This window comes from Paraburkholderia ginsengisoli NBRC 100965 (assembly GCF_000739735.1).
Classification (GTDB): Bacteria; Pseudomonadota; Gammaproteobacteria; order Burkholderiales; family Burkholderiaceae; genus Paraburkholderia; species Paraburkholderia ginsengisoli.
This window is the reverse complement of the sequence record NZ_BBJF01000006.1, coordinates 554,380-569,150: the sequence shown is the minus strand read 5'-3', so window position 1 is coordinate 569,150 and position 14,771 is coordinate 554,380. Positions and strand designations below refer to the sequence as shown.

At 64.2% G+C, this 14,771-nt stretch carries 13 protein-coding genes; 5 read left to right on the top strand and 8 right to left on the bottom strand.

The genetic code is table 11. The annotated features are described in order from the left end of the window. Nucleotides 1–347 precede the first annotated feature (347 nt). The 4 genes from BGI01S_RS15535 to BGI01S_RS15520 all read left to right on the top strand — a co-directional run bounded on the left by BGI01S_RS15535 (nucleotide 348) and on the right by BGI01S_RS15520 (nucleotide 4,967). Nucleotides 348–1,340, top strand: a complete 993-nt coding sequence (locus BGI01S_RS15535; protein WP_042326667.1) for a DedA family protein/thiosulfate sulfurtransferase GlpE — start codon at nucleotides 348–350, stop codon at nucleotides 1,338–1,340. A gap of 83 nt (nucleotides 1,341–1,423) precedes the next feature. Further along, nucleotides 1,424–3,151: an FAD-dependent oxidoreductase gene (locus tag BGI01S_RS15530; RefSeq protein ID WP_042326665.1), complete on the top strand. Its 1,728-nt coding sequence runs from the start codon at nucleotides 1,424–1,426 to the stop codon at nucleotides 3,149–3,151. A gap of 177 nt (nucleotides 3,152–3,328) precedes the next feature. After that, the gene (locus BGI01S_RS15525; RefSeq protein ID WP_042326663.1) at nucleotides 3,329–3,616 is read left to right on the top strand and encodes a hypothetical protein; all 288 of its coding nucleotides are present in this window, start codon (nucleotides 3,329–3,331) and stop codon (nucleotides 3,614–3,616) included. A gap of 127 nt (nucleotides 3,617–3,743) precedes the next feature. Beyond that, nucleotides 3,744–4,967 carry a winged helix-turn-helix domain-containing protein gene (locus BGI01S_RS15520; protein WP_042326661.1) on the top strand — a complete coding sequence of 408 codons (1,224 nt, stop codon included), beginning with the start codon at nucleotides 3,744–3,746 and terminating at the stop codon, nucleotides 4,965–4,967. Nucleotides 4,968–4,996: 29 nt separating this feature from the next. Here BGI01S_RS15520 and BGI01S_RS15515 read toward each other — a convergent pair whose 3' ends face one another. The 8 genes from BGI01S_RS15515 to BGI01S_RS15480 form a co-directional block, all read right to left on the bottom strand. Then, nucleotides 4,997–5,593, bottom strand: coding sequence for a LysE family translocator (locus BGI01S_RS15515; protein ID WP_042326659.1), 597 nt, complete (start codon nucleotides 5,591–5,593; stop codon nucleotides 4,997–4,999). Nucleotides 5,594–5,750: 157 nt separating this feature from the next. Then, nucleotides 5,751–6,008, bottom strand: a complete 258-nt coding sequence (locus BGI01S_RS15510) for a hypothetical protein (protein ID WP_042326657.1) — start codon at nucleotides 6,006–6,008, stop codon at nucleotides 5,751–5,753. A gap of 119 nt (nucleotides 6,009–6,127) precedes the next feature. Further along, nucleotides 6,128–8,311 (bottom strand): NHL repeat-containing protein, encoded by a 2,184-nt coding sequence (locus tag BGI01S_RS15505; RefSeq protein WP_042326655.1) that lies wholly within the window; start codon nucleotides 8,309–8,311, stop codon nucleotides 6,128–6,130. A 389-nt stretch (nucleotides 8,312–8,700) separates the two neighbouring features. After that, nucleotides 8,701–9,912 carry an osmoprotectant ABC transporter ATP-binding protein OsmV gene (locus tag BGI01S_RS15500; protein ID WP_042326654.1) on the bottom strand — a complete coding sequence of 404 codons (1,212 nt, stop codon included), beginning with the start codon at nucleotides 9,910–9,912 and terminating at the stop codon, nucleotides 8,701–8,703. Continuing rightward, nucleotides 9,909–10,562, bottom strand: a complete 654-nt coding sequence (locus BGI01S_RS15495; protein ID WP_042326652.1) for an ABC transporter permease — start codon at nucleotides 10,560–10,562, stop codon at nucleotides 9,909–9,911. The genes BGI01S_RS15500 and BGI01S_RS15495 overlap by 4 nt, the downstream gene beginning before the upstream one ends. Before the next feature lie 13 nt (nucleotides 10,563–10,575). Next, on the bottom strand, nucleotides 10,576–11,472 hold the full coding sequence (locus BGI01S_RS15490) for a glycine betaine ABC transporter substrate-binding protein (RefSeq protein ID WP_042326650.1): 897 nt from the start codon (nucleotides 11,470–11,472) through the stop codon (nucleotides 10,576–10,578). Continuing rightward, complete coding sequence (locus BGI01S_RS15485; RefSeq protein WP_042326649.1) at nucleotides 11,469–12,185, bottom strand: ABC transporter permease; 717 nt, start codon at nucleotides 12,183–12,185, stop codon at nucleotides 11,469–11,471. Before BGI01S_RS15485 ends, BGI01S_RS15490 begins: the two co-directional genes overlap by 4 nt. Before the next feature lie 601 nt (nucleotides 12,186–12,786). Then, nucleotides 12,787–13,689 (bottom strand): DMT family transporter, encoded by a 903-nt coding sequence (locus BGI01S_RS15480; RefSeq protein ID WP_042326647.1) that lies wholly within the window; start codon nucleotides 13,687–13,689, stop codon nucleotides 12,787–12,789. A gap of 190 nt (nucleotides 13,690–13,879) precedes the next feature. Here BGI01S_RS15480 and BGI01S_RS15475 point away from each other — a divergent pair, with 190 nt between their 5' ends. Beyond that, nucleotides 13,880–14,770 carry a helix-turn-helix domain-containing protein gene (locus BGI01S_RS15475; RefSeq protein WP_157004183.1) on the top strand — a complete coding sequence of 297 codons (891 nt, stop codon included), beginning with the start codon at nucleotides 13,880–13,882 and terminating at the stop codon, nucleotides 14,768–14,770. Nucleotide 14,771 lies beyond the last annotated feature (1 nt).

Genomic DNA, 14,771 nt, shown 5'->3' with positions numbered 1-14,771 from the left:
TGGGCGCATGCTGCGCGCTGCCTGCTGTAGTCGCTTTTTGGTGGGTTAATCGCCTGAACTGGCTGCGCGTATGAGCGCGGATTTTTTTTGACGAGCGATGCAACTGAATCGCACGCGTTTGGCGTGCCGCTCAAGCTTCGATTTTTCTGTTTGTTCTGCGTGCGCCGCTAATCGGCGCTTCGAATCATCGGTGTGCCACATTGGCACTTCCAATACGCGCTTTCAACCCAAGATATAGGGCATATTTTCAAGCCGTTTGCACGTCTTGAAAATGCGTCCATAATCCTTGCATTCTCCTTTGCTTTCCTTTCCCGCGCCGCGCCCGCAAGGGCCGCGGATGTAAGTCGATGCTACATGATCTCGTCGAGCAATATGGGCCGGCGCTCGTCTTCGCCAACGTGCTGGCCGCCTCGCTAGGGCTGCCGGTGCCGGCGATGCCGTCGCTCGTGCTGTTCGGCGCGATGGCGGCGATGCATCCCGGCTCGGTCGGCACGCTATTGCTGCCGGTCCTGATTCTGTCGATCTTCGCCACGCTGATCGGCGACAGCGCCTGGTATTTTGCCGGCCGCGTGTATGGCGGCAATACGCTGAAGACGATTTGCCGCCTGTCGCTGTCGCGTGACACGTGTGTGAAAAAGACCGAGCGCTTTTTCGGCCGCTGGGGCGTGCGCGTGCTGGCGGTGGCCAAGTTCGTGCCGGGCCTGTCGATCGTGTCGATTCCGATGGCCGGCGCCATGGGCACGAGCTACCGCACTTTCCTCACCTACGACAGCATCGGCGCCGCGTTGTGGTCCGGCACGGGCCTGATCATCGGCGCGTTGTTCGCGCGACAGATCGACATGCTGTTCGCGATCGCCGGACGGCTCGGCCGCACGGCAGCGCTGGTCGCCGTTGCGCTGCTGCTGGTGTACGCGGCTTACCGGTGGATCCGGCGCCGCCAGCTGATTTCGAAGCTCGCCGCCGCGCGCATCGAAGTCGACGAACTCGCCACGCTGGTCGCGGCGGGTCAAACGCCGGTGCTGTTCGACATCCGGTCGCACGAGAAACGCAAGCTCGATCCGTTCATCATTCCCGGCTCGAAGTTCGCCGACGAACGCCAGCTCGACGAGATCGTCGCGACTTATCCGCACGATCAGAAACTGGTGATCTACTGTTCCTGCCCGAATGAGATTTCCGCGGCATGGATGGCCAAGCAACTGAACGAGGCCGGCTTCTCCGATGTGCTGCCGCTGCGCGGCGGCATGGAAGCCTGGCGCGACTCGGGCAAGCCGGTGGAAGCGCTGCGCGACATGCCGCCGCCTGAAGTCGCGGTCGACGACGTCGCGCCGAAGGCCGTCTAGCCCCCGCAGCGCACCCGCATCGGCGCGCTCGCGCCGATTCGCCTCCCGTTCGTTCTACCGATGAACTCCGAAGGAGCGGTTCAATGCTTTCGACTCAGGAAGTTTCGACTCAAGATGTTGAAGGACAGCAGGCGTTAATCGCCGACGCGCCGTTTTCGTCGCTCGCGACGCGTATGCACCAGATGTTCCCCGAGCTGACCTGCGCGGAAATCGACCGCCTGCGCCGCTTTGGCGAGATCGGCCAGTGGCATGCCGGCGAGTTGCTGTTCGAGACCGGCCATACCGGGCCCGGTATGTTCGTGCTGCTCGAAGGGCGCGTGAAGGTTTATCAGCGCGATGGCATCGGGCGAGAAGTCGTGATCGGCGAACACGGCGCCGGGCATTTTCTTGCCGAGGTCGGTCAGTTGTCGGGACGGCCCGCGCTCGTGAATGGCCTCGCGCTCAGTGCCGTGCAAGCGCTGCTGATTCCGCCTCACGGATTGCGCGCGCTGCTCGTCGCCGAAGCGGAACTCGGCGAGCGCATCATGCGCGCGCTGATCCTGCGGCGCGTGTCGCTGATCGAAAAGGGCGCGGGCGGCCCGATCCTGATCGGCAATAGCGGCGATGCGCAGCTCGTGATGCTGCAAGGCTTCCTGTCGCGCAACGGCCATCCGCATTCCGTGATCGACGAACGCGACGAAGACGCGCTGCGTCTGATCGAGCAGTTCGCCGCGCAACGCGAAGACATGCCGCTCGTGATCTGTCCGGACGGTTCGGTGCTGCGTCACCCGAGCATGCCGGAACTCGCGACCTGCCTCGGCCTGCTGCCCGACCTCGACGACTCCCATGTCTACGATGTCGCGATCGTCGGCGCCGGACCGGCGGGTTTGGCAACCGCGGTGTACGCGGCGTCCGAAGGCCTGTCGGTGATCGTGCTCGACAGCCGCGCGCCGGGCGGGCAAGCGGGCGCCTCGTCGCGGATCGAAAACTACCTCGGCTTTCCGACCGGCATCTCCGGCCAGGCGCTCGCGGGCCGCGCGTTCGTGCAGGCGCAGAAGTTCGGCGCGCACGTCGCGATTCCGGTCAACGTGAAGGCGCTCAATTGCGCGGAGTCGCCGTACCGGCTGGAGCTGAAGTGCGGCGGGCATATCACCGCGCGCACGATCGTGATTGCGAGCGGCGCGGTTTATCGGCGGCCGGCGCTGGAAGGCCTCGATCGCTTCGACGGACGCGGCGTCTACTACTGGGCGTCGCCGGTCGAAGCCAAGCTCTGCAAGCGCCAGGAAATCGTGCTGGTGGGCGGCGGCAATTCGGCCGGTCAGGCGATCGTCTATCTGGCGACACACGCGGCCAAGGTGCATGTGCTGATCCGCCGAAGCGGTTTTGAAGCGACCATGTCGCGCTATCTGATCGATCGTATCCGCTCGTTGCCGAACGTGTTCGTGCATCCGAACACGGAGATCGGCCGGCTCGAAGCCGACGAAAGCGGACTGGCAACGGTCGGCCTGAAAAAGCCGCTGCCCGACGGCGTCGAACATTTCGACACGCGGCATCTGTTCCTCTTCACCGGCGCCGATCCGAACACCGACTGGCTGCGCACGTGCGGCGTGGAACTCGACGCCAAAGGCTTCGTGCTGACCGGGACCAGTGCGGACGGCGTGGCCACCTGCGATCTCGGGACGACGGTCGAAGGCGTGTACGCGATCGGCGATGCGCGCGCGGGGTCGACCAAGCGGGTCGCCGCTGCGGTTGGGGAAGGCGCGGCGGTGGTCGCGCAGATCCATCAATTGCTGGCGGTCTCTGCTGGCGAGGCGGTCGCGCTGGGTGCTTGACCCGGGCGATCCGGGCCACTCGTCGGCCCTTGGCGCAGCGAAGCGCTCGAGGTCCGACGGGTAACCTGCTGTTACACACGCCTTCAACTCGTTGCACCTGCGATGCTCCCCGTTTCGTAAGATGGTCGTTAGCCGTTAGACAGCCAACGACCGGCTCTTTCGAAATGGAGACCTCGCATGATCAAACGCGTCTATCGCGCGATCGTATTCGCCGCCCTTGGCCTTACCGCCGCCTGTGCATCGACTGCAGCGCTGGCGCGGGTGAACGTCGGCGTGTTCGTCAATACGCCCGGCCCGGTGTACGCCGCGCCGCCCGTGATGTACGCACCGCCACCGCCGGTTGTCTACGCGCCGCAACCGGCCTACGGTTACGGCTACCGCGGCGACTATTACCGCCACCACGGCTGGCATCACGACCATGGCCGCCATCGCGGCTGGGATCGCCATCATGGACGCGGCTGGTAAATCCGTCGCGGGCATCGCGCCCGCTCCGATTCATTCGCCGTATTCACGCTAAAGTAGCGGCTGCTGATCCAGGTCGGGCCTCGTGCCCGCTTCCCTCGCAGTCACTCACTGATCGACCGACGCCCGCGTGAAGACACTGCCGCTCCCTGCCGCCCGCACCCTGCATCTGGCCGCGCAAGGTTTGCTGACGCCGCCGCGCCGCAAGGCCGTCAAGGCCGATGTGCTCGACACGATCCGCCGCATGGCGCAATTGCAGATCGACACGATTCACGTGGTCGCGCGCAGTCCTTATCTCGTGCTGTTCAGCCGGCTCGGCGCGTATCCGCCGCAATGGCTCGACGAACATCTCGCCGCGGGCAAACTGTTCGAGTACTGGTCGCATGAGGCCTGCTTCGTGCCGATCGAAGACTATGGCCTGCTGCGTCATCGCATGCTCGACCCGAGCGGCATGGGCTGGAAATACGCGGCCGAATGGCACGACAAACATCGCAAGGACATCGACACGTTGCTCGCGCATATCCGCGCGACGGGTCCGGTGCGCTCGGCGGATTTCGTCCGCGAGGCGGGCACCAGCAATGGCTGGTGGGACTGGAAGCCCGAGAAACGCCATTTGGAGGTGCTGTTCGCGATCGGTCAATTGATGGTCGCTGAGCGCCGCAATTTCCATCGCGTCTATGACCTGACCGAGCGCGTGCTGCCGGATTGGGACGACGCGCGCGATCTGCCGCCGGCCCACACCGTCACCGCCGACGTGCTGCGCCGCACCTGCCGCGCGCTCGGCGTCGCGCGTGCCGATTGGGTCGCCGATTACTACCGGCTGCCGCGCCGTCCGTATCGCGACGAGCTGCATGCACTCGCCGACGCGGGCGAGCTGATTCCCGTGCAGGTGGAAGGCTGGAAACAGGACACGTTCGTTCATCATGACTTCGCGCCGCTGCTCGACGACGCAGTGAGCGGCAAGCTCGCATCGACCGTGACGACGGTGCTGTCGCCGTTCGATCCCGTCGTGTGGGATCGCAAGCGCGCGGCCGCGTTGTTCGACTTCGACTATGTGATCGAATGCTATACGCCGGCCGCGAAGCGCAAATACGGCTACTTCGTGCTGCCGCTGCTGAGCCGGGGCAAGCTGGTCGGCCGCGTGGATGCGAAAGCGCATCGGGCCCAAGGCATCTTCGAACTGAAGTCGCTGCATATCGAACCGGGCGTGCGTTTGAGCGCTCGCCTCGCGGGCGATCTGCGCCGCGCGTTGCAACGTTGCGCCGATTGGCACGGCACGCCACAACTGACCATGACGACGGCGCCGCCGGATTGGCGCGAAGCGTTAAGCGCCGACAGCAACGCGCAAGCGTGACCACCCACCATCGCCGCGCGAACCTGCGTTCAATGCAACGCCGCCCACGCAAGCGACAGCGAGAACACGCCCAGCACGATCGACGCGCCGCGCTGCATCTTCACCGGATCCAGCCACAGCTTGCCGCTGCCGAGCGCCGCGCCGAATGCAATCCACGCGAGCGCGATCGGCACCGCGAGGCACGCGAACGTCAGCATCGCGATGAGATACGCCGGCATTTGCGTGAAGGCGATAGCCGGAAAGATCGTGCCCGCGAACAGCAGGGCTTTCGGATTGAGCAGCGTCGCCACGAACAACGTGCGCATGCTGCCGGTGCGCTGAGTCGAATCGGGTAACGCAACCGCCGCTCGCCACATATCGACGGCCAGGTAGGCGATGTACCCACCCGCCGCTATGCGCAACAGCGACGGCAACCACGGCAGCGCATGCGCCGCGTGCGCGAGAAAACGTCCCCATACGGAAATCGACACGAGATAGCCTGCCAGCTCGGCGGCGATCAACGGCACCGAGCGTCGCACGCCCTGACGCAAACCGGCCGCGGCCAGCAGCGTGTTGGTGGGCCCCGGCGTAATCAGCACGACGATAATGCCGACCGCCAGCAATGCGAATGCAGACGCAGAGAACATAAAAAAGCGCAGTGTTGGAAGCAGTGCGCCTTTTTATCATAGATGACGGAAGCGCTGCGGTGCGGCGCTGAAATGCGAGGACGTGGCTGCGCTCAATCGCTGCATATAACGGCTGCGCGTATGCCGCGCCGCTCGCCCAGCACCGCCGCGTCCTCCTTCAGTGATCCAGCTTCGCGCGCAATTCGCGAGCGGCTTCGAGCAGCGCTTCGTAACCCGAACGCGCGTGCTCCGGCAGATCGGGATCGCCCACCAAGGTGCCGAGCGTTTCGATCAGGCTGTACAGAATGCCCCGCGCCGCGCCCGACGCAATGCCGCCGGACGACACCTGCTGATCCACGTGACTGAGCGCTGCATCGAGGTTCTCCAGATCGGGCCGGTTGCCGTTGGACGGCTCAGGCGAAACGTCTTGGGTCATGATGGAACATCGCTCCTGTTGAGGCTGTTGATGCTTCGGTGAACAAGCCATCCTTTCACGTTGTTATATACCGATCGTGCGCCGCCGTCTATTCGTGATCGGGCCGAGCGCGATCCACGTTAAGGCGTCCATCGATACATCAGGATTTTCGCGCGTGCGTCGTCTTCGAGCAGCACCACGTACTCGCCGTTCTCGCGCTGCGCCGCGCTGATGCCGAGATACACGTCCACCCAGCCGCTCGTGTTGCCGACGCTCGCGCCCGGCGTCATGGTGCCGACCGCCTGGCCCGTGCGCGCGTCGTACACATCGACCTTCGCCGTGTACAGCTCCGCGACGAAGATGTAGTTGCCCGCCACCGCGACACCCACCGTGGTCGTCTGCGGATTGCTTTGCGTATTCCACGGCAGCGAGATCGCGTACTGTTGCGTGGGCGTGCCGGAGCTCCAGTTGTCGTAGCGTGCGAGCACCGGCCCCGCCTCCTTCCAATGCGTCGCGTCCCACGGAATCGCGCTCGTGAAACCGGACAAATACATCGTGTCGGTCTCCGCGATGTAGACGAGCCGCGCGAGTCGCGTGAACGGTTGCGGCATCGCGAACATCTTCGAGGTGGCGTACGTGTAGATCGGATTGCCGGCCGCGTCGAAGCCTTGCATCGGCATCTCGCGGATGCCGCTTAGCGGCGTCGCGAGCCAGACGTCGCCCGGCGTGTCGACCCACCAGAAGCCATTGCCGACCGTGCTGCCGGTCGACGGATTGCTGCTGATTTCGCTGGCGTCGACAGCGCCGTTGCCATTGGCGTCGCGCCACAACCATTCGCCGTAAGTCGGCTGGCCTGCGGGCCATGAGCCCGGCAGCGGATTCTGCGCGAGCAGGCCGGATGGAATCGCCATTTCGCCGTGCGCCGTATCGAAGCGATAGACATTCAGATAGTGCGCGCCGGGATCGAGCGTATAGAGAAACGGCCGGCCGTTGATCCGGCGCACCATCGGCTCGCCGCGCACGCCGCGCGGCTGATGGAATGCGGGGTCGTCGGGATAATCGAAACGGTCGAGCGTGAAGGCTGCATACGTCCATTCGCGGCCGGCGGGCTGGTTGTAGTCGAGCGTGAAGCGCTTCGAACCCGTGTAGACGGAGTTGGGCGTGGCCGGATCGAACGCGGCGCTATCGACGAACGTCAGGCCGTAGAGCCGCCAGTTGAACGCGCGCGAGCTGAACACATAACTTTCGAGCACCGCGCCCTGTCCGACCGACGCCGAACCGATCGCGCGCGGCCCCTCGCCGTTCTGCGCGACATACAGATTGCCCGCCGCATCGACCCCGATCCCCGTGATGCCGTTGAACCGCACGTTGCCCGCCGCGCCCTTGATCGCATGAAACATGCCGTTGCGTGTGCCGATCGCCGCGCCGCTTTGCGGCTGGCCGTTGGCGTCCTTGTTGAAGACGAGAATCTGCTGCAGCGGTCCGTTATCGGCGACCAGGATCTGCCCCGACGGCGCTACCGCGATATCGGTCGGCACCGTGCCGGCGGGCAACGTCAACGAGTTGGCGAGCGCGGCGCCGTTGGCGGCGTAGTGCAGAATAGTTAGGGTTCCGGATGAAATACCGCTCAGCACCCACAGCGACGAATCGGTGTCCACCGCGATGCGACCCGGCGACGTGACGCTCCACGAGCGCAACGGCTGCATCGATTGCGCGTCGTAGACGACGATCCGGTTGCCGTAGGTGTCGGCCACATACAGTTCGGTATCGGTGGCGGCGAGGCCGCGGATGCTCGCGTCGGCGCCGGTGGTCACCGTCTGGACCGGCAGGAAGCTGTTCTTCGTCGCATTCGCACTATTGCCGATGCCGCCGCTGAACGGCGCGCCGTTCGCCAGATTCGCGAGCGTGCGGCGCGTGATGCCGTACCAGGTCTGATTGGCCGCTGGATAGTCCGCGCCGACCAGCGCGTTGCTCTGATTGCCGATCGACATCGCCGCGTACAGGTACGTGTGATTGACCGCGACCGCGTCGCCACCGGCCGCGCCCCAGCCGTGCGTCGAGCCGGCGACCGCAAGTTTGTCGCCCGCGCGGTAGGCCGCGATTTCGCTGCCGCTCTCGTCCCACGGCGCATTGGTATAAACGGTGCCGTCGGCGCCGACGCTAATGGCCTGAATATCCTGCTGCATCCATTTGCCATCGCCAAAGCCAAAGCTATTGCCGATCCATGACGTGGTGTAATTGAGTTGAGATTGCGCGGACACATTCAGCGGAATCAGACTGTGGATTAAAGCCACGGCCACGCCCAGGCGGGAGAGAAGTTTCACGACGGTAGTTCCTTGCGAGGCGCGAAGCGCGCACGGCGGGCGTGTCCGGTGCGCTTCACATGTACGCGGCGTGTGAGACGCCATTGCGCATACATCGGTGTTGGCGCTTTATCCTCGCATATAAAAAGCGGAAATTTATTTGCTAAAAAAGTCGTGCTATTGGCGAATCGATTTAAATAATTCGAAGCACATAAGATCACGCTGTAATGGGCACGTTATTCTGTTTCTAGCGTATGCGCCCGGCAGGTTGCCGCGTGCGTGTGTCGACCACGTGATGAGGCGCGGTGAGAGTGAGGGGTGTGACCGGGCGAGCGCGGTGGCTCTGCGGGAATCCGCAGCCTTCGCTCCGCGCGCTGGCGGAACGAAGGCTCGAGTACTGCGCGAGCGCGTTACGAATGCACAGCGTGCTCCGCAACCGCCGCTTGCGCGGCAGCCGCTTCGGCAGCGGTAACGGCAGGCGACACGATCGCCGGCTGTCCCGTCTGACGACGCGAACGCCCGGAGCTCAGATAATCCGCGATCGAATCCTGCGTGACTTCGCCGACATAGCGGCCGTCGCCATCGAGCACCGGCATCCATGACGAATTGAACTGGTACATCTTCGACAGCACGATGCGCAAATGCTCGTCGGCGCTCACGGTCGCCTTGAACGGGGTGAGATGATCGCCGCACACGCCCTGACCCGTGCGCGCCGCACGGCGCGTCACGTAGCCGAGCGCCTGCCGGTTGTCGTCGACGATGGTCAGATAGCGGTTGTCGCTGTCGTCCATCATCTGGAACGCGCGCGCGACCGGCATGTCGGCCCGCGCGGTTTCCGGCTGCGTGGCGGCGTCGCCGGCCTTCACCAGCAACAGGCGCTTCAACGTGCTGTCCTGGCCGACGAACGCGCCGACGAACTCATCGCACGGATGCGCAAGCAACGTATCCGGATGATCGTATTGCACCAGTTGACCACGGCGGAACACCGCGACGCGGTCGCCGAGCTTGATCGCTTCGTCGATGTCGTGACTCACCATGATGACCGTCTTGTTCAGTTGACGCTGCATCTGGAAGAACTCGTTCTGGATCGACTCGCGGTTGATCGGATCGACCGCGCCGAACGGCTCGTCCATCAGCAGCACCGGCGGATCGGCGGCCAGCGCGCGAATCACGCCGATACGCTGCTGCTGCCCGCCCGACAGTTCGCGCGGATAGCGCTTCAGGTACTGCTTCGGATCGAGCGCCACCATCGACATCAGTTCCGTGGCCCGCTCGCGGCAGCGCTTCTTGTCCCAGCCGAGCAGACGGGGCACGACCGTGATGTTTTCCTCGATCGTCATGTTCGGGAACAGGCCGATCTGCTGGATCACGTAGCCGATGTGCCGGCGCAATTCGACTTCGTTCAGACCCGAGGTGTCCTCGCCGTTGATCAGCACGCGGCCCGAAGTCGGCGCGATGAGACGGTTGATCATCTTCAGCGTGGTGGTTTTGCCGCAACCCGACGGGCCGAGGAACACACAGATTTCTCCTGCGCCGACGGTGAGGCTCACCGAGTCGACCGCCTTGACCTGCTGGCCGTCCTTCTGCGTAAACGTCTTTGTCAGTTTGTCGAGTTCGATCATGTCTTTTGCACTCCCTTCGGTGTCAGCAGGCGTTGCAGCGCTTGCAGCAGCAGGTCGGAGACGATCGCGAGCAAGCTCACGAGCACCGCGCCCACCAACAGTTTCATCATGTTGCTCTGGCCGATCGCGCGAATGATCAGCGTGCCGAGCCCGCCCGCGCCGATCACCGCGGCGATCGTCATCACGCCGATGTTCATCACCACGGCCGTTCGCACGCCGCCGAGAATCACCGGTACCGCGAGCGGCAAATCGACGAGGCGCAGCCGTTGCCACACGGTCATGCCGATGCCGATGCCGGCTTCCTTGATACCCGCGTCGACGTTGCGCAGCGCGAGGTAGGTGTTGCGCATGATCGGCAGCAGCGAATAGAGGAACACGGCGGTGATCGCGGGCACCGCGCCGATGCCCTGGCCGAAGCGCGAGAACACCGGAATCATCAGGCCGAACAGCGCGATCGACGGCAAGGTCAGCACCACGGTCGCGACGCTCAGCAACGGCGCGGCGAGCCATTCGTGTCGATTGATCAGGATTCCCAATGGAACGCCGACGACGATCGCGCAGCCCACCGCGATCCCCACCAGCCACACGTGTTGCGCGGTCAGTTGCAGCAGCTCAGGCCAATTGGCCGATAAATAGTCGAATACAGTCATGAAAGGTCTCCGCTCAGGGCAGCTTGTGCGCGTGCAGGAAGTCCGCCGCGACTTCGCGCACCGGCTTGCCGTCGATGTCGACCTGCTTGTTCATCTCGAGCATGACGTCGTTGTTCAACGCGTCGGATAGCGCGTTCAACTGCGTCGCGAGTTGCGGGTTCTGGTCGAGAATCGCTTTGCGCACCACGGGTGTCGCGTTGTACGCGGGGAAGTAGTGGCGGTCGTCTTCGAGCGGCACGATGTTGAAGCCCTTCACGCGGCCGTCCGTCGTGTAGATCAGACCGATCGGCACCTGGTTGTTATGCAACGCGGTGTAGACGAGCCCCGGGTCCATCTGCCGCGTTTCCGCGCGGCTGAACTCCATGCCATAGGCGGCTTCGAGCGGCTTCAGGCCGTCCGGCCGATTGGCGAACTCCGCATCCATCGCGAACACGTGCTTCTTTTTCGGCTCCGCCGCGAGCTTCGCGGCGAGCTGCGAAATCGTGCGAATGCCGGTTTTCTGCGCCATTTCCTGCGGCAACCCGAGCGCGTACGTGTTGTTCAACGGCGAAGCATCGAGCCAGACGAGGCCGCGTTTCGCGTCGAGTTCTTTCACGCGTTCGTACATCGTCTTCGGATCGAGCTTCTCGGTGATCTTGTTGTAGACGATCGCGGCAGTGCCGGTGTATTCCCACACCACGTCGACCTGGCCGTTCTCCTGCGCACTACGCAACAACGTGCTGCCGAGTCCGGTGCGCGCGTCGATCGTGTAGCCCTTCGATTGCAGGTATTGCGACGTGATCTCGGTAAGAACGTACTGCTCGGTGAAATTTTTTCCACCGAGCACGAGCGTCGCTGCGCTCGCATGAAGGCTCGCGAAGAGCAATGCGCCGGCCGCGATCCAGCGGCCGCGCTTGAACGGATTCATCATGCCGTCACCCCGCGTCGTGCGAGCAGGTAGCGGCTGCCGGTCGAGACGATGCCGTCGAGCACCAGCGCTAGAATCGCGGTGGCCGCGGCGCCGAGCAGAAGCTGCTGCTGATTGTTCAGGTAGATGCCGGGGAAGATCAGCGTGCCGAGACTGTCCGCGCCGATCAGATAGGCGAGCGGCGCGCTGCCCACGTTGATCGCGAGCGCCGTTCGCACGCCGCCGATGATGATCGGCATCGCGTTCGGCAGTTCGACGCGCAGCAGCGACTGCCACCCGGTCATGCCGATGCCGCGCGCCGCTTCACGCAGCGCGGGCGACACGTTCTTCATGCCTTCGTACGCGTTGCGCGTGATCGGCAGCAACGACGCGAGGAACAGCGCGACGAGCGCCGGAATGTCGCCGATGCCGAAGATGCCGAGCGCAATCGCCAGCACGGCCAATGACGGAATCGTGTTGCCGATGTTGAAGATCTGCATGAAGCGTTCGGCGTGACGCGCGAACGACGGTCGGCTCAGCAGGATGCCGGCGGGAATGCCGACCAGCAGCGCGAGAGCCATCGAGTAGCCGACCAGCAGCAGGTGGCGCTTCGTGTAGTAGACGAGATCGGGCGCGTACTGATGCAGTGCGCCGGGGTCGATCGCGCGACACAGCAACGCGACGACGATGCCGAGAGCGACGAGACTGCCGATCAGTCTGGCAGGACGATGAATCATGAAAATGCGCCTCCTTGTTCGGGCGGCGCGCGGAAATAGCCACGCCGCACAGGCGTCATGACGACGCTGCGAATGGGAAGTTCGGGACGCGGCAGGTGCCGCGAGTTGAACCGAGTGGTACCGGGCGGGTTTGGTTGCCCGGCGCAAGGACGTTGGGCGATGAGTTGCCCGGGCCCTCGGTGGCTGACCAGTCAGCAAAACTGGTGCCAGATCCATCGATGAAAGTGGACGACGGCGCTGAGCCGCTTGTCCGACGGGGCGTGAGCCCCTTTGGAAGACCGGTTTTTTTACCGGTGACGGGACGAATGCAATGTGACGCTAGTTTGCATCCAACCCCTTCTAACTTAAGCTATTTAGCTGCGATTTCGCGGTTAGGGTCCGGCGATTATACGGACGTTGGAGGGCTTCGTCTACCCATGTGGCTAATTTATAGGCAGCGGCGCGGCCGTTGGGCTGGCAAACCGGCTCCCGGAAACGCTCACCGGTCGGGGGTTCGGGCGGCATGGCGCCGCCCGGAATCCTCACCTCAAACGGCCACCGAAGCGACCGGTTGACGGCGATTCGCCGTCGCGTCGGGCGACGCCAACGGCTCAATGCAGCGTCACGATCTCGCCACTGGACGCCGCGCGAAAATCCGCCGCGTCAGATCGAACGCGACCAGATTGCCGGCCACCACCAGCAACAGCCCGACCACCGCCAACGCGGACCAGCGGTAGCCCTCGAACACGGTCGACGCCGCCAGCGCCACGATCGGAAATAGCACCGTGCAGTACGCGGCCCGCTCCGGGCCCATGCGTCCGACCAGCATCAGGTACGCGGTGAAACCGATCACCGAGCCGAACACCGCGAGATAAACCAGCGCGCCGAGATAACGCGCGGACATCTCGACGTCGAACGAAAAGCCGGCCAGCAAGCTCCCGACCGTCAGGATGCTGGCGCCGATCAACATCGCCCAGCTATTGGTGGCGAACGGGTGCAAGCCCATCGACTGCATCTGGCTCGACAGCAGATTGCCCGCCGAAAAACACAAGGTGCCGAGGAACGAGATGCCGAGTCCGAGCCACGCGGTGTGATCGTTCAGGTGTCCTGCCATCTGCTGAACGAACAGACACACGATGCCGACGAGACCGAGCAACGCGCCGGCAATCGCGCTCGGTTGCAATGGACGGCCCATGAAGAGCCGGCCGTTGATCGAGTTCAGCAGTGGCGCGGTCGAAAACACCACGGCCACGAGGCCGCTCGGGACGACCTGTTCGGCGTAGTAGAAGCACAGAAAATTCAGGCAGAAGAGCGCCAACCCTTGCGCGGCCAGCAAGCGCCACGCGGCGCGTGGCGGCCAGATCGGCCGGCGCATGATGCGCAGCAACGCGAACAGCAACAGCGCGGCAATCCAGAAGCGCCACGCAATCGACACGGGCGGCGGTACCGAACCGAGTTGCCATTTGATCGCGATCCACGTGGTGCCCCAGATCAGAACGGTGGCGGCATAAAGCAGGAGATTCATGATCGAGCCTGTCACGGCGAAAACGGAAGGAAGCTCGACTATGCGGCCGGGCAAGCGTCGGCACTTGTCCAGACTTGCGCATTTTTAATCGGGCGATGAACGGCCGCTCAGGGCTCGCCGTATACTCGTGCATCCGTCATCGAACCTTCGTCCGTCCGTTTCCGTGAACGCCAATCCGCCCGTCCCCGTGATGCCCGCTACCGAAACGCCGTTCGGCCTTCAGTCGGTCTGTCACACGCTGAGCAGCGCCAACGCGAATCTGGACCGCTTCGCGTGGCTCGGCGACCGGCTCGCGATCGCCGTCTGGACGCGCGATACGGAAGAAGCCGAGACCGTCTACGAACGGCCCGGCCATCACACGCTGTCGTGCTATCTGGATGGCGGCTATCGCACCGAACGGCAGAAAATGCCCGGTCACTATGGCGCGCCGTCGCGGCTGTGCGCGCTGCCCGGCGAACACGAATCGCGCTGGTGGGTGCGCGGGCACATGCACTTCATGCACCTGTACTTCCTGCCCGAGCATTTCACGCAACGCGCCGTGCAGGAACTGGATCGCGAGCCGCGCGAACTGACGCTCGCCGATCGCACGTATTTCGAAGATGCCCGCATCGCGAGGTTGTGCCAATCGCTCGTCAATGAAGATTGGCAGAACCCCGACGGCTTGCTGCGCACCAACGAGACCGCGCACGAAGTACTGAGCCTGCTGCTGCGTTCACAAGGCGTGCGCCGCGGCGACGCGTCGCTCAAAGGCGGGTTGTCGGTCGCGACGCGGCGGCGGCTGCGCGACTACATCGACAGCCATCTCGCGCAGACGCTCACGCTCGGCGAACTCGCCAACGTCGCGGCGTTATCGGAGTTTCATCTCGCGCGCATGTTCCGCGAATCGTTCGGACTGCCACCTGCTGCGTGGATCGCACAGCAACGGCTCGAACGCGCGCGCACGCTGCTGCGTACGACGACGCTGCCGCTCGCGCAAGTCGCCGAGCAATGCGGCTATGCGAACGCCAGCCATTTCAGCCATCGCTTTCGCGAGAGCGTCGGCGTCGCGCCGACGGTGTTCCGGCAGGCTATCGGCGGTTGAG